Source organism: Tenacibaculum sp. IMCC1, from assembly GCF_054906355.1.
The window spans coordinates 1,345,461-1,372,393 of sequence record NZ_CM142818.1; the positions used below are offsets into that span (position 1 = coordinate 1,345,461).

Genomic DNA, 26,933 nt, shown 5'->3' on the forward strand with positions numbered 1-26,933 from the left:
TATTTTACAGTATTAATATTCAAAAGTTCCATATTGACTTTTGATTGTTAATTTCTTTTTATCAGAAGTTTCAACTCTACCAACAATCTGTGCATTTACGTTAAACGTTTTTGAAATAGTAATAATCTCTTCTGCTATTTCTGGAGATACATATAACTCCATTCTGTGTCCACAGTTAAACACTTGATACATTTCTTTCCAATCTGTTTTTGATTGCTCTTGTATCAATTTAAACAATGGTGGAATTGGAAACATATTATCTTTTACGATGTGTAAATTATCTACAAAATGTAAAATTTTTGTTTGAGCTCCTCCTGAACAGTGAATCATTCCGTGTACTTCTTCCGAAGAAAATTTCGATAAAATTTCCTTGATAATTGGCGCATAGGTTCTTGTTGGCGATAACACTAGTTTACCAGCGTCAATCGGAGAATTTTCTACTTCATCTGTTAATTTTGTATTTCCTGAATACACTAAATCTGACGGTACTGAAGCATCAAAACTTTCTGGATATTTTTCTGCTAAATAATTATGGAACACATCGTGACGTGCAGAAGTTAATCCGTTACTTCCCATACCTCCGTTGTATTCTTTTTCATACGTTGCTTGTCCGAATGACTCTAAACCAACAATTACATCTCCTGCTTTAATATTTGCATTATCAATTACATCGGTACGCTTCATACGAGCGGTTACCGTAGAATCTACAATAATAGTACGTACTAAATCACCAACATCAGCAGTTTCACCTCCTGTTGAATGAATCGTAACTCCGAATTCTTTCAACTCATTAATTAACTCTTCTGTTCCATTAATAATTGCCGATAAAACTTCTCCTGGAATATTATTTTTGTTACGTCCAATAGTAGAAGATAACATAATGTTATCGGTAGCACCCACACACAATAAATCATCAATATTCATGATTAAAGCATCTTGAGCAATGCCTTTCCATACCGAAATATCTCCTGTTTCTTTCCAGTACATGTATGCTAAAGACGATTTTGTTCCTGCTCCATCTGCATGCATTATTAAACAGTAATCATCATCATTTGTTAAATAATCTGGAACTATTTTACAGAAAGCTTTTGGAAATAATCCTTTATCAATATTTTTTATAGCATTGTGTACATCTTCTTTAGATGCCGATACTCCGCGTTGTGCGTAGCGTTTAGATACTTCGTTACTCATTTGTTGTGTTGTTGTTACCTGCAAATTTAGGTTTTATTACGCTTTTATCAAGAAAAAAGCGAACGTTTTTTATACGTTCGCTCTCTAAGTAATAGTTTGTTTTCTTTTATTCCCAATCTGGCATTGTCGCATTTTCAAACAATGCTGTTCTAGTTGTAGATCCTTCACTAAAAGGTACTTTATAAATTGTTTTTGTAGAAATACCATCATTGGATGTATTCACAAAGATAACTTCAGCCTCATTAGGTGATAAACGTGGGTCTAAATCATTTGTTCCATCTGCTTTTCCTTCTGATAAATCAGTAACTTCTGCCGTAGCAAATTCATATAAAAATAGATGACTGTTTAGTTGCCTATAATTACTTGATTCATATCCAGAAACATCTCTGGTATACAACAGTGAGCTTCCATCTATTGTAAAATTAATTCCCCCCGCAGCTCCTTGCATTCCTGTTAAAACAGTATCAATTATATTTCCTGCCATATCAATCGTATAGATTTGTGCATTATAGCCACTTGTGTTATTGGTTTTCAGTGCTATTTTAGATTCATCATTATTCCAGTCACATTCAGTAATGTAACTACCGTCTGTTGTTTGATAAATTTGCTGTAAACCACTTCCATCTTTATTTATCAAGTATAATTTATCGTAATGCGGATATATAATTCGATCTCCGTTTGAAGACCAGGAGAAATCAACTTCGTTTAAGTCAAATGCAACTACAGGAACATTAGATGTAACTTTTTTAACATCTGAACCATCTGTTTTCATTGTATAAATATGAGTTTCGTTATTATCTGTTCGTAAGAAGGCTACCAAATTTGCCGCTGAGTTTTTTCTTGGTCTCCAAGAGTTTGTTGTTGGTAATGTTAACAGTAATTCATTTACAGAGGCTTCATTGATAAAATCTCCAGAGTATATTACATTATTTCCTCCCTCTTGTCGTGTATAAAAATATCTGTTATTGGGTGTTGATGTAATTTTAAATGTACTCACTGTACTTAATACTTCGGCATTAATACCATCTGATGCTCCTATTTGCCAAAAATATTTTACTCCGAATTTTAAATCGGAAACTGTGTATAAAGTGTCTTTTACATTTTCAAAAGATATAACATCATTATTTAAGTCGTTTTTAATTTCTATCCTGTATATTATTTCATCTTCATCAGGATCAATTGATTTAAAACTTAATTCTACTGTATTATTTAAATCTTCTATGCCATTAGCTGGAGCTCTAAGCTCTGGTGCTGTTGGTGGGTCATTTAATGCTGTTTCTATATCTAATTCAAATACTATATTAATTTCTGTCCCTGCATCTAAACCTACAGGTTGAAAACCTGTTAAATACCCCTCTTTAGTGGCACTTACCGAATATTCTTGTGCTGGTACATCTTCCATTAAGAAGTAACCATCTTCATCGGTAAAACTTGTGTTATTGGTAGGTGATAATGCAATTTTTGCATTTGTAATAGGTTCAAAACTTTTCTTTTTAACTACACGACCTTTAATTGTTCCGAACTCTACATAATCTACAGTATCTTCACTACAATTAAATAAGGTTACACAAATTAAGAGTATTGTTATTTTTATTATTTTTTTCATTATTTCTTTTCTTAAAAATAAACATTTATACCTGCTCCTACTCTCCAAATAAAATCATTTCTCTTTCCTCTAACTAGCTTATCTAAGTTGTCTGAACCTAAAAGATAATTTTCTCCATAAAGAGTTAATCCTATTTTATTTGTTACTAAATACTCTAACCCTAAACCATATTGAAATTTAAACATAGGATGGTCTAGATTTTTCTCTAAAACTGAACCTACACCTATGTATGCATACGGTGTTAACCTATCGTAAGGCATCATATTGTATTCTAGAAAAATACTAGATGTTAAAAAAGTATTTTTAAAAGATTGTTCGTTTTCTAACTCAAACCTTCCTATGCTTCCTCCAAAACTAAATCGAGGGTTCTTAAAAAAATATCTGTATTTTAGGTCAAAACCAAATCTTGCTACGGGTTTTGAATAATCTCCTGAAATTATTGAAGCTCCTCCCATTACACTCATTGAATTTTTTGCTCTTCTTGTTTCCTGCTTTCTATTAAAAAGTAATGTATTGTCTGCTTCATTTTTTTCTTTTAAATACTCTTCTTTAAAGAGGTTAACAACCTTATCACCTCCTTGAGGAGTCCATAAACCATCTACAACACCTTCTATAATCAACTGTTCGACTGCTTTATCTATCGCTTCTTTTACAGCTAATTGCATAGGCTCATTTTTGGTTACTCCTGTTTCTACTTCTAACAATCTTCTTAAAGAAACATATCTATACAAGTTTGCTGAAATTCCTTGAGAGAGTATTGTTTTTGATACGTAAATATTTTTTAAAATTTGTCCATTTGATGTAGATACGGCTCTTAAATAAACGGTTATTCTATCTTGTCTATATTGATTAGATGCTCCTGCTCCAAAATATCGAACTCCTGAACCTCCTGTAATAATATTAGAATCATAAGAAACCACGCCTCCTTCTAAAATAATTCCAGCAAAAAGTAATGGTGGCATTTTTGTAGAATTAACTCCTTGATATTCTTGCCTTGTTGACCTTATTATTTGTCGTTCATTTAATAAATTAGCGATATTTTCTCTTTCTATTGGAGTAAACCATTTTGACTCTTCTAGTGATTTTAATAGAATTGATGTACCTCCTTGCGTTACCGCGGTACTAAATGTAGAACCGTTTTCAGTCGGCTTGTATTGTCCTGTTTGATCTCTAAATTTATAAACTCCTACGATTACTTTTTCGACAGGTAGAATATTCTTAATTAAATCGTTTTGTAAAGAGGTGTTTTCCCCTATTCTAGCATTCGTTGTTTGGAATGGCTGATTTAGGTATGCTCCACAACTAGAAAACAAGATAAAACTTAAAGAGAATAGTAATTTGAATAATAATTTTCTCATAAAATTTAAGTTATGGTTAGTCGTTTTGTTGTTAATTGTTTGGTATTATAATTTGTGTTTGTTCACCTGTTTGGGTATTTAAAATATTTACAGATAAACCTCCACTGGTAGGTGTTACTTCTACTACTAAAGATCCAAACACATAAGTTCCAACAGTTAACCCCTGATCTCCAAATTGTTCTTGAAATAAATCTTGAGATAATGAGTTTAGTAGTTGCCTGTTTAAACTATTAGTAAAGTTTTCTAAGTCTGATGGTTGTTGAAAAGGATCTTGTGTTTCTTCTTGAAAATCGTTTTGTGCATTTGCTGATGCCAAAATTTGCTGATACCCGAATGGATTATTTCCTCCAAAAAATGGATTAACTGGTTTATAAACTAGTTCTTGTGAAAAAGTAAATGAACTTATTAAAAATAAAACAATTGTTATAAGTTTGGTTGCTATTTTCATAACTTACTTTGTTTAAATTTTATAACTTAATAATGTATTTCTCTGTTTTGAGTAACTACTTAATCTTACCAAAGATGCTTTAACAGCTCGTTTAAGAAAATCTTCTCCTGGCATTGTCATGAACTCAAAAATCTTTTTATCATCAGCTTCAATAATTAAAACTGTAGTTCTTCTTAATCCTGGTTTCTCTTTTATTTTTATAATGAAAGGATACTTTAAGCCTGAGAGCAGGTATTCTTGGTAAAAAAAATCATAAAAGTCTTTCCCTATTTTTGTTATTGCTTCTTCAATAACCAATCCTTTTAACACAAAATTAGATTCGTCTATTTTTTCTTTTTTTATTATACCTACCTTTTTAGGTACTATTATTAAAGTATCTTTATCTATTAAAGTTTCCTTGTGCTTTATAAATAAATAAGCTCTTAGCTCTTCATCAGGGTTTAAGCTTAACCTTATTAATGATAGCTCTTTTTTTTCATTAGGTTTTAAAGAAAATTCTCCTGATTGTTTATTGTTAGAGTAGCTTCCATCTTTACTCTTTTTTAACACCAATAAGTTGTAATTAAACTCATCTTTAAACAATACTCCTTCATTTTCAGCTTGTGCTTTTACTGCTATAAAATTGTCTTTTTTAAGAATAAGAATTTTGGCTTTTACCTCGTTTATTTCTTGAGCATAACTTGTTGTTATACAAAGTGAAAACAGAGTAATATATTTTATTTTTCTTTTAAAGAAATTAAACCTTAGCATCATTTTAATAGTTCCTAACTATAATTGTTTTATAATTAGATTTTTGAATGATTTTTACATTTTCCATTAAAGAGTTTGTTCCGTACACCTGTAATGAATTTGCATTCCCCTGTTGAAGAATATTCATTTTTGTAGGAGAAGCATTGTAATAATCTATAAAGCTATAATAGTTGTTTTTTCCCTTTTGCCCCACTAACTGTACATCTCTAACTCCACTTTTTAATTCTGCTACATTATTTATTCCTACTTGATTTATTGTTAGGTAATTTTGATTAGCTGCTGAATAGGTAAAATCTTGTGAATTATTTAATGAATTAATATTTTTCTCTAGTATTACAAAAGAAACATCATTTCCTATTTGAGGTACAGATACAAAATATGTAGATGTTTTTTGCTGTGACATAATAGTAAGATTAAAAGTAACCAGCATTATAAATAATATTGTTTTCATATCTTTCATTACCTTCATTTTAATAAGTTAAGAGAAGAGAGAAGAGTTCCTCCCTTCTCTTAAAGTTTTATTAATAAATAAATTATAGTCCTGTTTGTTCAACACAAGCCTTATTCATATAACCTGCTTGACCGATAAAGCTAGCATTTCCTGAACCTTGTGCGTCTTGAATAACAGACGCATGATTTTCTACACCAAACTGACTAATTAAACTTAAGTTAATACCAGCATCAGCGTTTTGATCAACACAAGCTTCATTCCCCGAACCTGTCTGTCCAATACCAGAAATATTTATCCCCCCTGTTGATGTTTGCGTAGTAGAAGCCATATTTCCGTTTCCAAATTGAGCTATTCCATCTATATTAAAACTACCTCTTTGTACTTGTTTAGCCTTATTATAGTTACCGACTTGTAAAATACCTGCTACACTACCTGGTGCACCATTAGTTCCTGTACTTTGGTCTTGGTGAGCTAAATTTCTTCTACCAGATTGTGCTACAATAGCTACATTATTATCATAACGTTGTTTTTGAATAGAAGTATTTTGACGTCCTGTTTGGTAAGCATATGCTCTGTTATTTTCTGCCCAACCTACACCTACATCTTGTTGTGCGTAGTTTTTATATCCTACTTGATTTACAAAACCAGAATTGTAATCTCCATGTTGTTTAATGTCGGTTTCGTTCTTTCTTCCTCTTTGGTATACAGTTGCTTCGTTTCCTAAACCTCCAGAAAATCCTTGGTTTTGACCATCTTGATCGATATTTGATAAGTTACCTACTCCAGTTTGAACTACACTTGCATCATTCATGTGTCCTGTTTGATCTACGTAACTCGTGTTTATTGCTGCTCCTCTATCTCCATAAGAAGGACCTACTTGTGCTACTGAACACCCTAAACAGTTAGCTTTTGGTGTTGGTAATGGGTTTGCGAACTGTGCGAAAACGGTTCCTGAAGCTAAAAAAATAGCTGCTAATAAAAAATTTTTCATAATAGATAATTTTAAAATACGTTAATTGATTTTTAGCATACTCTATGTATGATATAAGCATACAAATACTAATAATGCTTATTATGGGAGAATGCTAAGTAAATAAGGGTAAGATAAAATTATGGGGTAAAATGTAAGATTAGTTTGGTAACTGTAATTACATCCATCAGTTTAAAATAAAACTGTAAGAATCTATATATAGACTGTTTGTTTAAACATAGCTAATATACAATTTTTTTTAGCTTCAAAAACCAATCAAGATTTCTTTACTTAAAAAAATAAAATAAGAAAAAGCCAAAAACACGCTATAAACGTAGTCTTTGGCTTTGTTTTTTTATTTTCATTTTTATTAAAAAAAGGGGTTTTCCCCCTTTTTTAACAAATGTTTTTTCTCATTCAAAACAGGTTACTTTATCTAGTAAATAAAAGCTCCCTGTACTTAGTTAAAGGCCATAAATTATCATCTACCATTAATTCTAATTTATCACAGTGATAACGAATTTCGTCAAAATAAGGTTTCACTTTGTTACAATAAGCATCTGCATTTTTTTGTCCTTCTAGTTTATTTGCCTTTTTACGTTCTTCAATCATATCTTCTACTTTAGAGTTAATTTCAGCGATATGATTAGATATTTTCTGAATTAAATCGATTTGTTCGTTAGCGTATTTCTCAAAATTATTTCCAAAAATCTCTTTCAGTCCTCTTACATTTTCTATCAACGTATTTTGGTATTGAATAGCAATAGGTATAATATGGTTTCTTGCAATATCACCTAGCACTCTACTTTCTATTTGTATTTTCTTTGAATATTCTTCTAACTCGATTTCATGACGAGCTTCTACCTCAACCTTATTCATCACTTTCATTTCTTCAAAAAGAGAAATTGCTTTTTCAGAAACTTTTGCTTTTAATGCTTCTGGAGTTGTTTTGTTATTCGACAACCCTCTCTTCTTAGCCTCCTTTTCCCATGCTTCTCCATAACCATCTCCTTCAAATCGAATATTCTTTGATGCTTTAATATATTCTCTCAATACATTAAATATGGCTTCATCTTTTTTAAGTTTTTTGGTATCAATTAACTTATCAACTTCTTCTTTAAATTCATTCAGTTGTCTTGCTATAATTGTATTCAATACAGTCATAGGCCCTGCGCAGTTAGACCATGAACCTACTGCACGTAGCTCAAATTTATTTCCTGTAAAAGCAAAAGGTGAAGTTCTGTTTCTATCTGTGTTATCTAATAAAATTTCTGGAATTTTCCCTACAATGTTTAATTTTAAATCTGTTTTTTCTTCAGGTGATAGTTTTCCTTTCGTTACATTTTCTAGCTCATCTAATACCGATGATAATTGTGAACCTATAAAAACTGATATAATTGCTGGTGGTGCTTCATTAGCTCCTAAACGATGATCGTTACTAGCACTTGCTATCGACGCTCTAATTAATTCTTCGTAATCGTGAACTGCTTTGATGGTATTTACAAAAAAGGTTAAGAATTGTAAGTTTTTCATCGGGGTTTTCCCTGGACTCAGTAAATTAACTCCTGTATTGGTAGATAAACTCCAGTTATTATGTTTTCCTGAACCATTAATCCCTGCAAATGGCTTTTCATGGAATAACACTTTGAATTTATGACGTTGCGACACTTTCTCCATCACATCCATTAATAATGAATTGTGATCTACTGCTAAGTTTGCTTCTTCAAAAATTGGCGCTAACTCAAACTGATTTGGTGCTACTTCATTATGTCGTGTTTTAACAGGCACTCCTAAGAGCATACATTCATTTTCCAAATCACGCATAAAGTTCAATACTCTAGTAGATATTGATCCAAAATAATGATCGTCTAACTGTTGTCCTTTTGCTGGTGCATGTCCTAACAATGCTCTTCCTGTCATCATTATATCAGGACGTGCTGCTGCTAATGCTGTATCAATTAAAAAGTATTCTTGTTCCCAACCTAAGGTTGCGTTTACTTTTGTTACATTTTTGTCAAAATATTTACAAACTGCTGTGGCCGCAGTATCAACCGCTTGTAATGCTCTTAATAAGGGTGCTTTATTATCTAACGCTTCACCTGTATATGCCACAAAAACAGTTGGAATACATAAGGTCGTACCATAAATAAACGCTGGTGATGTTGGATCCCATGCCGTATAACCACGTGCTTCAAAAGTATTTCTAATTCCTCCGTTAGGAAAACTTGATGCATCTGGCTCTTGTTGTACTAACTGACCTCCATCAAACTTCTCCATTGCTCCTCCTCCGTCAACAGTTTCAAAAAACGCATCGTGCTTTTCTGCTGTAGATCCCGTTAAAGGCTGAAACCAGTGTGTATAATGCGTTGCTCCTTTAGATAATGCCCAATCTTTCATGCTTACCGCAATCTGATCAGCGGTTTTCCTATCAATCTTAGTCCCAAATTCAATAGCATCCATTACACTTTGATATGCCTCTTTGGTCATATATTGACGCATTGCTTGCTCATTAAATACGTTTTTACCAAACAATTCTGAACGACGTTCGTTTTCTTCTACTACAACAGTTTTTCTATGTAAAACCTCTTGTAATGCACTGAATCTTAAAGTTGACATATAATAAAATATTAAATTAGACACTCAAAAATACAAACTTTAAGCTAAACACCCCTAAAAAAACAGGGGTTAAATTAATTTAAAGTTAATTTTAAACAAAAATACCCTTAAAAATTTTGACTTTCAACAAAAAATACTCAATTTTGCTTCGTAATTAACTCAAAACAACACAAAAACAAAAATCATGAGTAAATCAAAATTAGAATACATTTGGTTAGATGGTCATGAGCCAACTCAAAACATGCGTAGTAAAACTAAAGTTGAAGAAAACTTTAGCGGTAAATTAGAAGACTGTTCTATGTGGTCTTTTGATGGAAGTTCTACTGAGCAAGCATCTGGTGGTGCTTCTGATTGTTTATTAAAGCCTGTTGCTATTTATCCTGACCCGACTAGAAAAAATGGATTCTTAGTAATGTCTGAAGTTTTAAATGCTGATGGAACTCCACATGCTTCAAATGCACGTGCTAAGATTGATGATGATAATAATGACTTTTGGTTTGGTTTTGAGCAAGAGTATTTTTTAATGGATACTAAAACTGATTTACCTTTAGGATTCCCTCGTGGCGGATTCCCTGGACCTCAGGGAAAATACTACTGTTCTGTAGGAGGAAGATACACTTGGGGAAGAGATTTTGTTGAAGAACATGCCGATTTATGTATTGAAGCAGGTTTAAACTTTGAAGGGATTAACCAAGAAGTTGCTCCAGGACAATGGGAATTCCAATTATTTGCTAAAGGAGCAAAAAAAGCTGGTGATGAAATTTGGGTTGCCCGTTACTTATTAGACCGTTTAACTGAAAAATATGGTTACTACATTGAATACCATCCAAAACCAGTAAAAGGAGATTGGAATGGTTCTGGTATGCATGCAAACTTTTCTAATACTACATTAAGAACTTGTGGTTCTCAAGAAACTTACGAGAAAATTTGTGAAGCTTTTAGACCTGTTACAGAAGAACATATTGATGTATATGGAGCTAATAATGACGAACGTTTAACTGGTTTACATGAAACTGCTCACGTATCTGATTTCAGTTATGGAGTTTCAGATAGAGGTGCTTCAATCCGAATTCCTATCATTACTGTAGAAAAAGGATGGAAAGGTTGGCTAGAAGACAGAAGACCTGCTTCAAACGCTGATCCTTACAAAGTAGCTGGAAGAATTATAGAAACCGTAAAAGGTGCCAATATATAATTAACACAACAACACAACTAAAAAGCCGCTAATAGCGGCTTTTTTTATACTTTCTTTCTCCCTCACTTTTAAGAGATCGTTAAATACACAAAAGTAATGTAAGAAACCAACAACAGCACTCCGTCTCTCCAACCTAAACGTAATCCTTTTGGAATAAATACTAAAGGTAATATGGCAAACGAAATTCCTAACATCCAATAAATATCATTATTAATCAAACTATAGGCATCTGGTTTTACCTGAACAGGCGTAATCATTGCTGTAATACCTAAAACGGCTAAAATATTAAACACATTAGATCCTACAAGGTTTCCTAATGAGATGGCTTTTTCTTTCTTTAACACTGCAATAATTGAGGCAGCCAATTCTGGAACACTTGTCCCTACTGACACTACAGTTACTCCAATAATCGCGTCACTTACTCCAAAATGTTGAGCCATAGCTACCGAACCATTAATCAATAGTTCTGAACCGCCCCATAAACCAACTCCTCCAACAGCTAGAAACAAGGCTATTTTATATAAGGGTAACTCTTCATCGTCTTCAGGCATCTCATCAACAACTGCTTGTTTTTGAAAACGTAATAAATAAATTAAAAATACTACCAACATTCCAAATAATATAGCTCCTTCATAAAATTGAATGGTCTTGTCATTCGCTATAAAAAAATACAGTAGTACTGAAGCAATCATCATTACTGGCCAATCTGTTTTATAAAAACTTTTTTCTACATCAATTGACGATAATATAACTGTTATTCCTAAAACCAGACCTAAGTTTGCAATATTAGATCCAATAACATTTCCTACCGCTAACCCAGTAGCTCCATTTAAAGCAGACTTTATGCTTACAATTAATTCTGGTGCTGAAGTTGCAAACGACACTACTGTCATACCTATTACTATTTTTGGTATATGTAGTTTAAGTGATAAGCCTACCGCTGCTTTTAACAGCCAATTTCCTCCTAAAACCAACAATGTTAAACCAATAATAATATATAGAATGCTCATAAGATATTTTTTGGGCGAAGATAAGGTTTTTACCCAGCAAAAATGAAAACAAATTCAAGCTCCTGAACCAATAAAACCTTAATTAAGTTGCCTCTTTAATTTCTTACGTTTTAAATTATAAACTTTAAAGCCTGTTATCAATAACACCAAAGGCACTAAACCAGATACAAATACTAAAACTCTACCCAATATTCCTCCTATTTCTCCTATATGTACTGGGTAAAACTGAGCCGCTATTCGATTATTATTTGCATCAAAATCAAAACTTGACAGTATTCGTAATTTACCTTGCTGATTTAACTCCATTTCTTTTGTTCTTCTAAATCCTGCTTTAATAAATCGATCTTTTATATACCGAAGTTTATATACTCCTAAGCTATCTTTCGGGTAATAAATAGCTCTTAAAGCATATTTTCCATCAGTTTGTAAAACTGCTTCTTCTAATGAAAAAACCTTTTCTTGTTTTATTTCTTCATTCATGATTACTTTATCTGAACTATTGAATATAGATAAAACAGATTTATAGGTTTTATAATAAGTGAAGTACCCCCCTGTAAAGGCTATTACTAGCAAAGGCAACAAAAAATAAATTCCGAATACTTTATGTAGATTGAAGGAAAATCGTTTCTTTTTGGGTTTCCACTTCATCGTAAATCCTTTTGACAGGTTGTTTTTATATATTTTCCACCACATACAAAACCCTGTTGTTAATAAGAAGAAACAAAACAATAAAGCACTTGTACCTATAACATACTTACCAATTGTAGGCATTCCTAACGTACGGTGTAACTTCAGGAGGGTTTCAAAAAACTGTATTGACACCGATTTTTCACCTAACAAAACTCTGGTTTTCGGGTGATAATACAATGTTTTACCGTTTTTATAATTTATTGAAATCGTTTGCTGCTCTCTATAAGGCAAAAAAACTTTATTTACTTTTCCCTTATTCTGTGTAGCTAAAAAATAAGCAGAACTTAAAATTGTTTTTTCGTTTATTTTAGAAAAATCTTCAACCTTTAATAATTTCGGGTTTAGTAATGAAGTTATTTCAGGTTGCCAAACATACAATGCTCCCGTTAAACCAGAAAAAGAAGCAATAACCCCACAACTAAGACCTAACCATAGGTGTATTTTCCAAATTATTTTATGTATCTGATGCAATTGGTATCTTCTATTTTTAAAACCCAGAACCTACAATTTAATAGGCACTGGGTTCTTAATTTTGCAAATGTAAGATGTTGTTTATTATTTTAGAAGCTATACAACACACTTAATTTAGCATTTGTCCCTTCTCCAGTTCCTGTAAAAGTTCTTAAAGGTGCTGCCCATTGTGATCTTGCTGGTAAATAATATTCGTTTAACAAATTATTTACAGCTAATGAAACCGATATATTTTCTTGCAATTTATAGTTCATAGACCAATTAAGTAAAGTGTATCCTTCTACAGGAAATTGTGTATGTCTAAACGTATAATTATCACTTGCATCTAAATACGGATTAAAACGATTTCTATCTCCTAAATTAGTCATACGTAAAGAAGTACTTATTTTCTTTGTTGGAACCCAAGTTACGTAAGCTGTTAATTTTGGAGCTGAAATTACATCACCTCCTAAATAAGTTAAATTATTTTCATCTCCCACATTATGAGTTAAACCTTCAACATAAGAATATGATGTTCCTACTTTTAGTTTACTATTAAAAGCAGTATAATCTATTGCTATTTCTCCTCCATAAATGTTCTGCGGCTTTTTAGATGGCACAAAAGAATTTATATTTTCATCAAATGCAACGCCTGTGCCTAAATTAGAAACACTATAATACCCTACAGCTTCTAACCTAAAGTTTTTAAACTTTGATAAAAATCCGAACTCATAATTTTTGGTTACTGCTGGTTCTAATTGAATATCTTCAATATTATCGGCAGTTGCAGAACGTAAAACAGAACCTAAATCGGCAATTGAAAAACCTTGTGAATAACTTACATAGGGGATAAACTCTTGATGCTTAATATACCTTACACCAGCATTAAACGCTAAATTATCAAATCCTATTTCACCTCCTGTTACCGCTACTGATGGATTAAAATTACCATCTCCTAAAGGTGAGTATGGTAACGTATTATAATCATCTATTGTAAGATTCATATCATCATATCTTAACCCTGCTTTTAAAACCCATTCGTCATTAAATTTTACTGTAGATTGTATGTATTGTGCCCAACTAAACATATTAATATTTGGCACCCATAATCTACCATCTAACAATCCTTGATTGGTTTTATCTTTTAACAAATCTAAACCATAGGTTAATGAAATCTCTGTTGATTCATTTGGAGTAAGTGTAGTGTTAAAATTTGGTCTTAAACCATACTTTTCTGCATTAATTACTGATTGACCTCCGTTTTCAAATTTATCTGAATAAAAGAATATGTTTTTTGTTTTTTGATAATACACATCAGCTGTAAAATCTGTTGTTCCATCAAAAATATTATTTAAATCATATTTCAAGTTACCATTATACAGTTTAGATCCTGTAGGTTCTTGTCCTTCAATAGAGCCTTCAACACCATAACCAGGTGTTAAAGTATAATCTCCATTCTCATTATACACTTCAAAAGATCCAAGAACAGGTACAAATGGAGTGTCTTGTAAAGAATTATACAAGTTTCCTCCAATACTTATTTTTTGTCTATCAGATATTTCATACTCTAACTTAGCTAAAGCTGTATAAATTCTTGTATTATCTAATCCATAAGTAGGAAGTATAACTTTACCATCTGCATCGTATTTATTTCCTGTTTCCTCATAACTACCACTTACGTAGTAATTAAACTTATCTATTTTTCCTCGTAATGACTGATAAGCTCCGAATCCAAAAGCATCTTTCGTTTTTGTTAAGTTAGAAGTTCCCCAAATATTAGTAGTTCCTTCTATCTTTTCATTTGCATTTGGCTTTTTTGTTATGTAGTTAATAAAACCTCCATTTCCTCCATTTCCAAAAATAGAGGTTGCTCCTTTTATTACTTCTACACGACTAATATCGTTAGGACTCACAGATTTTATTCCTAATTGACCGTTGCGTAAAGGAGTAGATTGAGGAACACCATCAATCATAACTAATAAAGAACGACCACGTAATGTTTGTCCCCAGTTAGAAAAGGTTCCTGTAGACACAGCTAAACCTGGAACAGTAAATTCTAAAATTTCATTGATATTAGTTGTTGAGTTTGATAAGTCTGCCAATTGTTTTTGGTTGACAACAGTAATTGATGCTGGTATCTCGGAAAGGTATTCTGAACGTCTACTAGCAGAGACAACAACCTCGCTTAAACTCTCCGAATCTTCTTTTAATATTTGTAAAATCTCCACAGTGTTGTTTTGAGTAAATGCTATTTTTCTTATTTCTGTTTTGAAACCTACCATACTAAAAGTTACCTTAAAAACTCCTTCTTTTATATTTTTTAATATAAAGCCTCCATTTTCATCAGAGGTAGTACCTTTTTGAAGTTCTGAAATATGAATATTAACCCCATAAATTGGTTGACCTTGTTCATCCTTTATTATTCCCTTTAAACTAGACTGAGCTGATACTCCTAAGGTTAAAAATAAAGCCACTGCTGCTATGTAAAATTTCATTATATTTATTTAGATTTATTTTAAATCGCGAATATATCTCCTCTCAAAATAGTAGCAAACATTTATTACAAAAAACTTATTTTTTTCTTTCTGAAGAAATGAAACACCTAAAAACTGCTTATTTTAAAGATACTTTTTCCTTTACTTTTCAAATTCCGTAAAAAAAGCCTCTTTAAAAGCTTATTAAACATGACTAATAGAACACTTTTAAGTTTCATTTAATAATTTAAACATAGATTATAAGGTTATAAATTAAAACTAATAGTGTTTTTATAGATTTAAATCTAAACTCAATCTAATTAAATTAGATTCCAAAGTTTGGTTGTAATATTTCCTTTCTCCTATATTGAAAAAACAATTCCGGAATTCATCATTATTTACTAACTAAAAACACATGAACCTAACATGATTATACTTGCTTTAAAACTAATTCTAATAACTATTAAAATTGCTTATTTATTACTGGAATTGATCTTTTAAGAGATTGATTAACCTAAACCTATACTTTTGGTTTTAAACTAAGTTAAGTTTAGTTTTTCTTATCAGAACAAATTATTTTTCGTTATTTTTGATAGTAGAATCAACTACTAATGAAAAAAAGTTTTTTTAAGTTTTTAGCCAAACTAAACAAGACGCTACTACCTTCCTTTACTAAAAAGGAATTGGATATTTCGAAAGCATCAAAATTTCAATTGGCTATTATTGGATGGCGTGCTTATGTTACAATAAATTCGTTGGATTAAAATTTACCATTATGAACAAGCATATTAAAGTTTTCTCAGGCTCTCAAATCTTTGTGAACAGATTAAGTCAGTTACTTAACGAAATTGAAGTTCCATATTTAGTAAAAGATAATAAAGAAGCTGGAAGAGTTGCTGGTTTTGGAACTTTAGGCAATTCTATTGACGTATTTATCTATGAATCAGACCTTGAAAAAGCTCAAGACACTATTGATAGTTTTAAAGAAGAAATAGCAGAAGAAAAATAAATTAAAAAAGGTGAAAAAATATTATTTTTTTGCTTTACAATTTAAAAAACATTCTTATATTTGCACCCGCAAAACGGCCTCGTAGCATAACTGAATAGTGCACTTGATTACGGCTCAAGAGGTTGCAGGTTTGAATCCTGCCGAGGTCACAAAAACCCTGTTAGAAATCTAACAGGGTTTTATTTTTTATAATATTTCCTACTCAAAATATACTACATAAAAATCAAATTGATTTTTTTAAATTACTTCTAATAGAAAAGTATTATTCTTTCTTAAACCAGCTTAAGTTGTAACAATAGTCATAATAATACCTTTGATTTTATAAAATAAAAATCATGAAACAAAGACTAAACATTCAAGAATTAGAGCCAAATTCTTACAAAGCTATTTTAGAAATTTTTAAATATCTTGAAACAACATCCCTCTCAAAAGACATTAAAAATCTTATAAAAATAAGAAGCTCTCAAATTAATTCTTGTGCTTATTGTATAGAAATGCATACTTCGGAGGCTCTAAAAAATGGAGAAAAACAAAACAGAATTTTTGCTTTAAGCGCTTGGAAAGAATCTCCTTTATTTTCTAAAAAAGAAAAAGCCTTGTTAGCTGCTACTGATGAAATAACACAAGTAAGTAATAATGGATTATCAGAAAACACCTTTCAGAAACTTAAGGAACACTTTACCGATAATGAAATAGCACAAATTATTATACAAATAGGAGAAATTAATATTTGGAATCGTATTGCAGTATCTACACTAATGTTTCATCAATCATCATAATGGTTTGTTATAAGATTAATAAATAAAGTCTTATCTAAATTTTCAATAAAGCTATTCTTTTTGAGTAGCTTTATTACCTTTCATTATGTCCTTTACCTTGGAACATTTTAGGTATGGACTTTTCTATTCTTGACAAACGTGTTTTTGATTGTTTAGCTTTAGAAAAATACAGTAAGTAACTTCTTTGTCTTCCTGGTGTTAAGCCTTCGAAAGCTTTTTGTAAATCTGAGTTTTCTTTTAGGGTTTCTTTAAACTCACTTACCATTTCAAATTCTGAAGTTTTCTTAGTTTCCACCTTTAAACCTGCTTTTTCAACTGCTATCGCTTCAAAAATATATTCTTTAATCGTTTTTGCTATAACAACTATTTCTTCTGGCTTTGTAAACCTAATTTGACGAGCAGATTGTACATTTTCTGTTTGTTGAATTAAAACCTCGTTTGTATCTTTTAACAATGCGCCTTTATGAAAAAGTAGTGCACAATAATCTTTAAAACCATGAATCAATACAATATTTTTTCCTTGAAAGGTGTAACAAGGATGCATCCATTTAAAATCTTCTTCAAGACCACAGTCCAAGCAAATTTGTCGTAACAGCTTTGTTTCTTCTTTCCAGTTTTTTATTTTTTCTATATATTTATCTACTTTCTCCATTACAACTTTTTGTATTCTTTTAAATATGCAGCTTCAACAGAAACTTTGCTTAAAGTTATTAATTTTTTAAGTATAACTTAAAAAAGTGTAACGATATAAACTTCGTTACACTTTTTTATAATTAGTGATTAGACGTTTCGTCTGCTTTTACATCACCTTTTAAACTCATTTCCATATTGTGATCATATTGACAACATCCTGGTAAGTTTCCATAAGCTTCTTCGTTTCCTGCTACCTTATCAGTATCATATCCTGAAGCTGCAATAGCATTATGAATTGCATCTACATTTGTTTTAGAACCATCAAACGATACATTAACTTGTTTTCTTACTTTATCCCAATCTGCTGACGCTACTCCATCTATACCATTTACAGCTTTTTCGATAGTACCTTTACACATTCCGCAGTTACCTCTTACTCCAAAAGTTGTAGTAGTCATTGCTACTTCCTGAGTAGTTGTTTGCTCTGTTTGTGCTTCTTTTGTTTCGGCTTCGTTTTTAGCTTCATTTTTACAACTTACTAAACCAATTGTAGCCAACATAGCTACTCCTAAGATTACTTTTTTCATTTTGAATTGATATTTAATTATTAATTATTTCTTTTACTTCACCACATTTTAGCATACCCTCACCAAAATACGGATTTAACACTTGTTTTTCTTTACTTAACCAATAAGCCCCTTTATCACTATCTGCCATAGGGCAGTATTTTTTATAGGTAACCTCATTTATCCCAAAAGATTGAACTGCCATAATAAAATGCTCTGATAATACTTTAAAATACTTTCGCTGTACATCTACATCAGTAATTTTTGCAATTTCTGCATTACTTGACTTTAGCGCAGGAACTAATTGCATCCATTGTTTATTAGCTTCTTCATTCGTTAACAACTTCATGTCTACTGATGTTAAGGCCTTTTGTAGGTTGCCTGCACTTATTTTTGCTGCATTTGCATCAGTTTTTACCAAAGCATCTTTTAAGACAATGTAGGCTTCATAAGCTTTTTGCAATTGCTCTTTAAACTTTTTTGATGTACTAAAAGATTCCATAATCTCTTTTGTATGATTCATCATTGACTTCTTCCCTTGTAATTGTGCTGATGCATCAATTGTGAACACACCATTCGTAACAATCTCTTCTCCTGACTTCAACCCTTTCTCTACTAAATAGCTCTCTCCTGCTCTTCTTCCTAATACCACTTCTCGCATTTCAAAAACTGGTTTACTTGCGTCAGGCTTTATGTATACAACTGAACGTTTTCCTGTCCATAAAACTGCTGTAACCGGAATACTTAATTGTTGTTCTGTTTGCTTTCCTGTAGCTTCCACCTTTCCTGTAACAAACATAGCTGGTTTAAACTTTCCTTTGTTGTTATTTAACACAGCACGCATGGTTATAGTTCTGGTTTCTGGGTTCATAATAGGGTCTATAAATGAAACTTTAGCATTAAAAACTTTATTCGGATACGCATTCGTAGTAATCGATATATTTTGACCTACTTTAAAATTACTGATTTGATTCTCATATACATCAAAGTTTGCCCATACTGAATTCAAATTAGCTATTTTCAATAAGACCTGTCCTTGACTTACATAATCTCCTTGTTCTACTAGTTTTTCTGATACTGTACCAGAAACTGTAGCATACACAGGAAAGTTTTCTTTGACTTTCCCTGTTTTTTCAATTTGATTAATTTGGTTTTCAGACAGCTTCCACAATTTTAGCTTATTTCTAACTGCTTTATACAATGCTGGCTGATTTTCTTTTACTGACGCTGCTGTTAATAATTCTTGCTGTGCTTTTACCAATTCAGGAGAATATACTGTTGCCAACAACTGGCCTTTTCTTATTTCTTCTCCTGTAAAGTTCACATTTAAACGTTCTATTCTTCCTGCAAAATAACTTACTTGTACTGCATTTGACTTTTCGTTTTCTGCTATTTTTCCGGATAATGTAATTGTATTATCAGCACTTATAGCATTACCAATTACAGTTGTCTGTACATTTGCTAATGCCAATGCATTTTTAGTCAATTTAAACTGATTTGCAGCTAGTCCTTCAGCTCCTGCTTCCGCAGGGATTAAATCCATTCCACAAATAGGACAATCTCCTGGTTCTGGTTGCATAATTTGTGGGTGCATAGAGCATGTCCACATTTTACCTTTTTCTACTGTAGTATGATCATGAGCTACCTCACTTTTTGAGGGACCTCCACCAAAAAGTAGCCATCCTAAAAATATCCCAGCGATTAAAACTCCTATATAGATTATATATTTTTTCATTTTATTGTATTAAGTAATTAATGATAGTACTTTGTGTATAGTAATTTACCACCGACGTAATCATATTTGTTTGAAACTTTAACTGTAATTCTTGAATATCTAACACATCGTTAAAATCTATGGTTCCTGTTTCGTAACTTTTTACCAAAATTTGCTCTGCATTTTTTGCTTGACTTAAATTTTTAAGTTGTGTTTGATAACTTATTACAGATGCTTTTCTATCTGAAACTGCTCTGTATAATACAGACTCTAGCATATTATATCGTTGTTCCTTTTGCGATAAAATTTCCTCTTGCTGTAACTTATTTTGCTTACTTATAGATTTATTCTTCTTATTAAAAATAGGAATTGACAACGATACCATTGGCATTATAATATCTTTTCCATTATCTATCACATTCATATCTGTACGCTTACCAACATTCACATAATCCAGCCCAAAACCAATCATTGGTTGTTTATCTTTTTGGTTTAAGAATTCAGACTTTTCTACAGAAGTATACAACTTGTCAAACTTCACCAACTCTGGATGCAACTTTAAAGTACTTGGTTGTATTTTATCCGTTTCTTTCGGAATATGCAAACTATCAACCACTGAAATTGATGTATTAACATCTTGATTCAGTAGTTTATTAAATGCTTTTTGCATTCCTAAAAAAGTTTCTTGTAACACTTCTTTTTGTTGTGCTAACTCGTTTTGTCTTATTTGTAACCTTAACACATCTACTGCGGAAGCTTTTCCCACTTCAACAGAAGTTAACGCTAACTTTTCATACGTTTCAAGTAACGCAATATTTTCGTCTAATACTTTTTGTTTTGCTTTAACCTCATAAAGCCTGTAATACGACTGTGCTACTGATGTTGCTAGTTTACGTTTTACAACTACGATATCCTGATAAGCTGCATCAGCTAATGAAGACACATAGTTTTCTCGTGCTGTTATGGTTCCGAAAAAAGGAATCATTTGCTTTACAGAAAGTTTAAATTGCTGCGGACCTGTACGTGTTTCTGGTGTACTTACGAAATAACCCGCTCCAAATTCAGTATTGGGTAGTGTATTTACCTCCTCCTTCTTTTCTGAAATACGCTTGTACTTTGTATCGAACTGCTGTACTTCTGGATTATTTTCTAAGGCAATGTTTATATATTCCTGTAGATCTTGTCCTTGCATTTTAAATGCAAAGATTATCGAAACAAGAAACAAGACTACTTTTTTATTTTTCATTTTAAAACTCATCTCTTTTCGTTTTTCGTTTTAATAAAAATTCTTCTCTCCAACTGTACAGTACTGGTACTATAAAGTATGACGTTACATCTATAATCATTCCTCCAAAAGCTGGAATAGCCATCGGAATCATAATATCACTACCTCTTCCTGTTGAAGTTAATACAGGTAATAATGCTAAAATGGTCGTTGCTGTTGTCATTAAACAAGCTCTAATACGCTTACTACCACCATGCAAAGCAGATGCTCGTATAGCTTCAATAGTTTGGGGCTTGTCTATAGTAAATGTTTGTTTTAAGTAGGTTGCCATTACTACTCCGTCATCGGTTGCAATTCCGAACAATGCAATAAACCCTACCCATACAGCAACACTTAAGTTTATTGGATGCATTTGAAATAGTTCTCGTAGGTTTTCTCCAAATACACTAAAATTCAAGAACCAGTCTTGTCCGTATAACCACATCATGATAAATCCTCCTGCAAAAGCTACTGTGATCCCTGTAAATACCATTAATGAAGTAGCTACTGAACGGAACTGGAAATACAGTATTAAAAAGATAATCATCAATGCTAATGGTACTACTACCGATAATGTTTTTTCTGCTCTTAATTGATTTTCATAAGTTCCTGTAAACTGATAAGAGATTCCTTTAGGAACAACTAGCTCTCCTGAATCTATTTTTTGTTGAATTGCTTTTTGAGCAGCTTCTACCACGTTTACCTCAGCAAAACCATCTAACTTATCAAACAACACATACCCTATTAAAAAAGTATCTTCGCTCTTAATCATCTGCGGTCCTTGCTCATAATGGATCGTTGCTAATTCACTTAAAGGAATTGGAGCGCCTTTGGCTACAGGCACATAAATACTTTCCAAATCCGTTGGGCTAGAGCGTAATTCTCTTGGATAACGAACTCTAATTCCATAACGTTCTCTACCCTCTACCGTTTGCGATAATTGCATACCTCCTACCGCTACTTTCAATACATCTTGTACCGTTTGAATGGCAACTCCGTAGCGAGCTAATTTTTCTCTATCAATATCAATTAACAAATAAGGTTTCCCTACAATTCTATCCGCAAAAACGGCTTCTTTTTTAACACCTTCAACCTCTTTTAAAACTCCTTCAAGTTCTACTCCAAAAGCTTCAATTTGTTTTAAATCTTGTCCTTTTACTTTGATCCCCATTGGAGCTCGCATTCCTGTTTGTAACATTACCAATCGAGTTTCAATAGGTTGTAATTTAGGTGCTGATGTTACTCCTGGCAACTTGGTTACTTTTACGATCTCATTCCAAATATCATTAGGTGATTTGATGTGCGGACGCCAGTTACGATAAAACTCTCCATCTTCATCGGGAATAAGTTCCTTATTTGCATCAATAGATTGCCACGCTTCACCATATTTCGCTCGCAATGACATTCCTTCTTTCAGTATAAAATCACCATTTTCATCAACCTTAAATCGCTGGCGTTCTCCATCAGAATTTAATGCATACTCAGGCTTATAGTTAATCACATTTTCATACATTGATAAAGGTGCTGGATCTAGTGCTGAATCCGTTCTCCCTGCTTTACCAACTACCGTCGCTATCTCTGGTATGTTAGCAACTGCCATATCTAACTGTTGTAATACTCGTTTGTTTTCCTCTACACCTGAATGAGGCATAGAAGTTGGCATCAATAAAAATGATCCTTCATTTAACGAAGGCATAAACTCTTTCCCTGTATTTTTAAAAATTAAGAATCCACTAGTTAATACTGTTAGCGGGATGGTTAAAAACAGTAGCTTATTATTCAATGCCCATTGTAATATCTGATTGTAATATTTTTGAAGTAAACTGAAAAAGCCTAACAATCCGAAACAAATAAGCGCTACAAATAAAAGGTTGGTTACAATACTTTTATCAACCCCTAAAGGTCTCCAATATTCTGCTAACAAACCTACAATTGCTAATGCAGATATAACGATATTGATGGTATTTACTGAAAATGAAAAGTGAAAAGTGAAAAGTGAAAAACTAACCTTTGTTTTTCCTAAATAGTTACTCCAAAATTGTACAGCTCCAAAAGCTACTAATACAACTCCTAGCCAACTTCCGTAAAAAACAGCTGTAATACCTAATACTATTAAAACTCCATTTATAAAATACTTAAAGTTTTTTGTCAACTCTTTTTTCTTGAATAAGACAGCTGCAAATGGTGGTATTAAAAACAATGCTACTATAATAGCTGCTATTAAAGCGAAAGTTTTGGTAAATGCTAGTGGGCGGAATAATTTTCCCTCAGCACCAATCATGGTAAATACTGGAATAAAACTAATAATAGTTGTCATTACTGCAGTTACAATTGCTCCTGAAACTTCTGCTGTTGCATTGTAAACTAATGTATTTATCGGTAATTTATTCTCGTCCTTTTCTAAATGACTTATAATATTTTCGGAGAGTATAACCCCGACATCAACCATGGTTCCAATGGCAATAGCAATTCCTGATAAGGCTACAATGTTTGCATCTACTCCAAAGGCTTTCATTGCAATAAAAACCATCAACACCGCCACAGGTAATAATCCTGATATTAATACAGAGGCTCTTAAATTGAAAACCATTACAACAATTACCAAAATAGTTATTAATATTTCCAACGTAAGTGCTTCATTCAACGTATCTAACGTTTCATGAATCAATTCTGTACGATCATAAAACGGAACAATAGTTAATTGAGAAGTTCTACCATCTGTTAACTCTTTACTTGGTAAACCTGCACTTAGTTCTTTAATCTTCTCCTTTACATTGGTAATTACTTCTAAAGGATTTGCTCCGTAACGAGCTACCACTACACCCCCTACTACTTCAGCACCTTCTTTATCTAAAATCCCTCTACGGGGTTCAGCTCCTAACGATACTTTTGCGATGTCTTTTATTCTTATTGAAGTATAATCTTTAGCAGTTACTACAGCATTTTCAATATCTGCTATAGACTTTACATATCCTAAACCACGAACTAAATATTCTGCTTGATTTATTTCTATCGTTTGCGCTCCAATATCTTGGTTACTTTGTTTTACTGCCGCTACAATTTGCTGTAAACTAATGTTGTATTGACGCATCAACTCTGGTTTTACATCAATTTGATATTCTTGCACATAACCTCCTATTGAAGCTACCTCAGAAACTCCATTAGCCGATGAAAGCGCATATTTCACATAGTAATCTTGTACACTACGTAATTCATGCAAATCCCAACCTCCAGTTACATTTCCCTTTTCATCTCGTCCTTCTAATGTATACCAAAAAATTTGACCTAATCCTGTTGCATCTGGTCCTAAAGACGGACTTACTCCTTCTGGCAATAAATTACTTGGTAATGAATTTAGTTTTTCTAGAATTCTTGAGCGACTCCAGTAAAAATCAACATCTTCGTCGAAAATGACATAAATACTAGATAATCCAAACATAGAAGAACTTCGAATGGTTTTTACTCCTGAAATCCCTAACAAAGATGTTGTTAATGGATAGGTTATTTGGTCTTCTATATCTTGTGGTGATTGTCCATCCCACTTTGTGAAAACAATTTGTTGATTTTCCCCAATATCTGGTATGGCATCAACCGCTACAGGATTACTTGGTAAAAAGTCTGTATCTAAATTAAATGGTGCATTTACAGTTCCCCATCCTACAAATAAAACGAGTAATATAACTGCTACCAGTTTATTTTCTATTAAAAATTTAATGCTTTTATTTAGCATAAAAAATGATTTTAAACAATTAAACATTGATGTTAAAAAAACATCGAATACGACAAAATCATCCTAATGAGTTTCTCTAAAGGATAACTAGTTATTGTTTAAAAATCATATTAAATATACTTCATCAAGTACATGAATGTCCTTGATGACCAGTGGAGGTGTATAATCTTTAAAAGGAATTACTTTATTGTGAATTCCTTCAAATAAATTAATATAGCTATAGTAAAATGAAGCTATAAAGACTTGTTGATCAAAAGATAGTTGATCAAAAGACGTAATCTTTAAAGTATCTTGACCTTCAACTACTGAAGCCACATCTTGACAACAGTTCTTTTTCATTACTGAACAGTCTTCAGATTTTGTTTCTTGCTTCATATCCATTCCGCAAGATTCAGCTTTTACAAAATAGCTAGTACCCACTAACATGTCTCCACAAAAGTGACTATTAACGGTAAATGACATTGTAGATAACAACACTACAAAAGCTATTACAATAGATGCTATTTTATGAAATACTTTTTTCATTTTACAACACAAAAGTACAAAAAATTAAATTTCAAAAACTTAAACAATCCTTAAAACCACTTTTTGTATTTAAAATACCCTAACATAATCAACACTGTAAGTAGGATAACTCCCCACATTACAAAATACCCACTACGGTACCTAAGTTCTGGTATATACTCAAAGTTTGTCCCATATATACCCGCTATAAAAGTAATAGGAATAAATATTACTGAAAATATGGTTAGTATTTTCATAATATCATTCAAACGATTATTTACATTCGTTGAATATACCGTTAATTGCTCACTTAACATGTTTTTATAATTTTCAACTGAGTCATAACTTCGTTGTACTAAATCATGTAAGTCATTAAAAAAAGGTTGTTCCTTTTTAGTAATTAATTCTGTTTTTAAAGCTTTAAAGTTATTTATTGCTTCTCGGGCTGGTCTTATTGCTTTTCTAAAGTAATTAAGTTCTATTTTATATTTATTAATTTCTTGTAATATATTTTTATTAGGTTGAAGTAAGATTTTATCTTCTAAATCTTCTACTTTTTCTCCAAAGGTTTCCATTAAGAAATTATAATTATCTACAATTACATCTAATAAACAATACTTTAAATATGTTACGTTATAACTTCTAACTCTTCCTTTTTTATTACGCAACCTTTCTCTTACCGGCTCAAAAACATCTCCCTTTCGCTCTTGAAAAGTAATAAGTATATTTTTCAATAAATACATAGAAACCTGTTCTGCCTCTAACTGATGCTTCTCTTTATTCAAAAACATCATTTTGATGCTCGTAAAAATATAATAATCCTCTATATCTACTCTTGGTCTTTGATCGGTATTTACTACATCTTCCAAAACAAGTGTATGGATGTCAAACAACTCCCCAACCTCTCCTATTAAATCCACGTCATGTAAGCCATCTATATTAATCCAAAGTCTCTTGTATTTATTTATATAATTTTCTAATTCATTTATTGTTTTTAACTCAACTTCTATAAACTCAGTTTCATCATACCCTATTAATCGTATTCTTGTATTTTCTTCTTTTTGACTGCCTACAAAAACTGGACTTCCAGGAATTACATGTTTTGTGTTTTTTTGTTTTATTATAAATCGAGTCATAATTTATTTTTAAGCAAGTTTTAATAGTTTATGCAACTTTGCCAAAATTATGAGTTCTGACTTATTTTTTCCAGCATAGGCATCAGAAATTTCGTGTGATGCCGCTAAAAGATCATGAATTACTTTTTTTGAAAATTCTTTTTTATGTGCCAAATAGTAAGCCTTAAAGTTTTCATAGGCTTCTTCAGAAGTTATTTTTTCTTTAATTAATCCTCTTATAGTCTCATAAATTAGTTCGCTATCGGATTTATTTTCTGAAGTAGACCAATTTATTTCTACTCTTTTAACAATGCTTCTTTTTTCTTCTACAGTCATATTCTTATCGGCCATAGAAACTGCATAGAACAGGTTAGCTATACATTTGTAAAACTCTTCCGTAAATTTCATAA

The 26,933-nt window shown here is 31.8% G+C and carries 23 protein-coding genes and 1 tRNA gene; 5 read left to right on the top strand and 19 right to left on the bottom strand.

What is annotated here, in order from left to right:
- Positions 1 to 12: 12 nt before the first annotated feature.
- From ACXIHB_RS06280 to ACXIHB_RS06315, 8 genes are all read right to left on the bottom strand, one after another.
- Positions 13 to 1,191: an AIR synthase related protein gene (locus tag ACXIHB_RS06280; protein ID WP_159489962.1), complete on the bottom strand. Its 1,179-nt coding sequence runs from the start codon at positions 1,189 to 1,191 to the stop codon at positions 13 to 15.
- 106 nt (positions 1,192 to 1,297) lie between these two features.
- Entirely contained in the window at positions 1,298 to 2,797 is a 1,500-nt protein-coding gene (locus ACXIHB_RS06285; RefSeq protein WP_173359854.1) for a carboxypeptidase regulatory-like domain-containing protein, read from the bottom strand.
- Positions 2,798 to 2,808: 11 nt separating this feature from the next.
- On the bottom strand, positions 2,809 to 4,155 hold the full coding sequence (locus ACXIHB_RS06290; protein WP_173359855.1) for a CsgG/HfaB family protein: 1,347 nt from the start codon (positions 4,153 to 4,155) through the stop codon (positions 2,809 to 2,811).
- Between the two features lie 31 nt (positions 4,156 to 4,186).
- Positions 4,187 to 4,603 (bottom strand): curli assembly protein CsgF, encoded by a 417-nt coding sequence (locus ACXIHB_RS06295; RefSeq protein WP_047788409.1) that lies wholly within the window; start codon positions 4,601 to 4,603, stop codon positions 4,187 to 4,189.
- 12 nt (positions 4,604 to 4,615) lie between these two features.
- Positions 4,616 to 5,356 (bottom strand): CsgE family curli-type amyloid fiber assembly protein, encoded by a 741-nt coding sequence (locus tag ACXIHB_RS06300; RefSeq protein WP_173359856.1) that lies wholly within the window; start codon positions 5,354 to 5,356, stop codon positions 4,616 to 4,618.
- 1 nt (position 5,357) lies between these two features.
- A complete protein-coding gene (locus ACXIHB_RS06305) occupies positions 5,358 to 5,813 on the bottom strand; it encodes a hypothetical protein (protein ID WP_159489954.1) in 456 nt (151 codons plus the stop codon).
- Positions 5,814 to 5,886: 73 nt separating this feature from the next.
- Positions 5,887 to 6,795, bottom strand: a complete 909-nt coding sequence (locus ACXIHB_RS06310; protein ID WP_073181552.1) for a hypothetical protein — start codon at positions 6,793 to 6,795, stop codon at positions 5,887 to 5,889.
- 411 nt (positions 6,796 to 7,206) lie between these two features.
- Complete coding sequence (locus tag ACXIHB_RS06315; protein WP_462099196.1) at positions 7,207 to 9,390, bottom strand: glutamine synthetase III family protein; 2,184 nt, start codon at positions 9,388 to 9,390, stop codon at positions 7,207 to 7,209.
- Between the two features lie 184 nt (positions 9,391 to 9,574).
- Here ACXIHB_RS06315 and ACXIHB_RS06320 point away from each other — a divergent pair, with 184 nt between their 5' ends.
- Positions 9,575 to 10,585 carry a glutamine synthetase beta-grasp domain-containing protein gene (locus ACXIHB_RS06320; protein WP_073181556.1) on the top strand — a complete coding sequence of 337 codons (1,011 nt, stop codon included), beginning with the start codon at positions 9,575 to 9,577 and terminating at the stop codon, positions 10,583 to 10,585.
- Between the two features lie 68 nt (positions 10,586 to 10,653).
- Here ACXIHB_RS06320 and ACXIHB_RS06325 read toward each other — a convergent pair whose 3' ends face one another.
- From ACXIHB_RS06325 to ACXIHB_RS06335, 3 genes are all read right to left on the bottom strand, one after another.
- Complete coding sequence (locus ACXIHB_RS06325; RefSeq protein WP_047788414.1) at positions 10,654 to 11,595, bottom strand: calcium/sodium antiporter; 942 nt, start codon at positions 11,593 to 11,595, stop codon at positions 10,654 to 10,656.
- Between the two features lie 78 nt (positions 11,596 to 11,673).
- Entirely contained in the window at positions 11,674 to 12,756 is a 1,083-nt protein-coding gene (locus ACXIHB_RS06330) for a PepSY-associated TM helix domain-containing protein (protein WP_462099197.1), read from the bottom strand.
- Positions 12,757 to 12,845: 89 nt separating this feature from the next.
- Positions 12,846 to 15,230 carry a TonB-dependent receptor gene (locus tag ACXIHB_RS06335; RefSeq protein WP_462099198.1) on the bottom strand — a complete coding sequence of 795 codons (2,385 nt, stop codon included), beginning with the start codon at positions 15,228 to 15,230 and terminating at the stop codon, positions 12,846 to 12,848.
- Between the two features lie 590 nt (positions 15,231 to 15,820).
- Here ACXIHB_RS06335 and ACXIHB_RS06340 point away from each other — a divergent pair.
- The 4 genes from ACXIHB_RS06340 to ACXIHB_RS06355 all read left to right on the top strand — a co-directional run bounded on the left by ACXIHB_RS06340 (position 15,821) and on the right by ACXIHB_RS06355 (position 16,997).
- Positions 15,821 to 15,973: a hypothetical protein gene (locus tag ACXIHB_RS06340; RefSeq protein ID WP_047788417.1), complete on the top strand. Its 153-nt coding sequence runs from the start codon at positions 15,821 to 15,823 to the stop codon at positions 15,971 to 15,973.
- Positions 15,974 to 15,984: 11 nt separating this feature from the next.
- Positions 15,985 to 16,218 (top strand): putative signal transducing protein, encoded by a 234-nt coding sequence (locus tag ACXIHB_RS06345; protein WP_047788418.1) that lies wholly within the window; start codon positions 15,985 to 15,987, stop codon positions 16,216 to 16,218.
- 75 nt (positions 16,219 to 16,293) lie between these two features.
- A tRNA-Arg gene (locus tag ACXIHB_RS06350) sits at positions 16,294 to 16,367 on the top strand.
- 186 nt (positions 16,368 to 16,553) lie between these two features.
- Positions 16,554 to 16,997, top strand: a complete 444-nt coding sequence (locus ACXIHB_RS06355) for a carboxymuconolactone decarboxylase family protein (RefSeq protein ID WP_159489928.1) — start codon at positions 16,554 to 16,556, stop codon at positions 16,995 to 16,997.
- Between the two features lie 73 nt (positions 16,998 to 17,070).
- On the opposite strand, the gene ACXIHB_RS06360 is transcribed toward ACXIHB_RS06355, so the two are convergent.
- From ACXIHB_RS06360 to ACXIHB_RS06395, 8 genes are all read right to left on the bottom strand, one after another.
- Positions 17,071 to 17,649 carry a YdeI/OmpD-associated family protein gene (locus tag ACXIHB_RS06360; protein WP_073181564.1) on the bottom strand — a complete coding sequence of 193 codons (579 nt, stop codon included), beginning with the start codon at positions 17,647 to 17,649 and terminating at the stop codon, positions 17,071 to 17,073.
- Positions 17,650 to 17,770: 121 nt separating this feature from the next.
- Positions 17,771 to 18,217, bottom strand: a complete 447-nt coding sequence (locus tag ACXIHB_RS06365; protein ID WP_462099199.1) for a heavy-metal-associated domain-containing protein — start codon at positions 18,215 to 18,217, stop codon at positions 17,771 to 17,773.
- A 13-nt stretch (positions 18,218 to 18,230) separates the two neighbouring features.
- Complete coding sequence (locus ACXIHB_RS06370; RefSeq protein WP_462099200.1) at positions 18,231 to 19,931, bottom strand: efflux RND transporter periplasmic adaptor subunit; 1,701 nt, start codon at positions 19,929 to 19,931, stop codon at positions 18,231 to 18,233.
- Position 19,932: 1 nt separating this feature from the next.
- Entirely contained in the window at positions 19,933 to 21,156 is a 1,224-nt protein-coding gene (locus ACXIHB_RS06375) for a TolC family protein (RefSeq protein ID WP_462099201.1), read from the bottom strand.
- A 1-nt stretch (position 21,157) separates the two neighbouring features.
- Positions 21,158 to 24,904 carry an efflux RND transporter permease subunit gene (locus ACXIHB_RS06380; protein ID WP_462099202.1) on the bottom strand — a complete coding sequence of 1,249 codons (3,747 nt, stop codon included), beginning with the start codon at positions 24,902 to 24,904 and terminating at the stop codon, positions 21,158 to 21,160.
- A 105-nt stretch (positions 24,905 to 25,009) separates the two neighbouring features.
- Positions 25,010 to 25,429 (bottom strand): HYC_CC_PP family protein, encoded by a 420-nt coding sequence (locus ACXIHB_RS06385; protein ID WP_462099203.1) that lies wholly within the window; start codon positions 25,427 to 25,429, stop codon positions 25,010 to 25,012.
- Between the two features lie 50 nt (positions 25,430 to 25,479).
- Positions 25,480 to 26,544, bottom strand: coding sequence for a magnesium/cobalt transporter CorA (gene corA / locus ACXIHB_RS06390; protein ID WP_073181574.1), 1,065 nt, complete (start codon positions 26,542 to 26,544; stop codon positions 25,480 to 25,482).
- 9 nt (positions 26,545 to 26,553) lie between these two features.
- On the bottom strand, positions 26,554 to 26,931 hold the full coding sequence (locus ACXIHB_RS06395; RefSeq protein ID WP_047788426.1) for a hypothetical protein: 378 nt from the start codon (positions 26,929 to 26,931) through the stop codon (positions 26,554 to 26,556).
- Between the last annotated feature and the right edge of the window lie 2 nt (positions 26,932 to 26,933).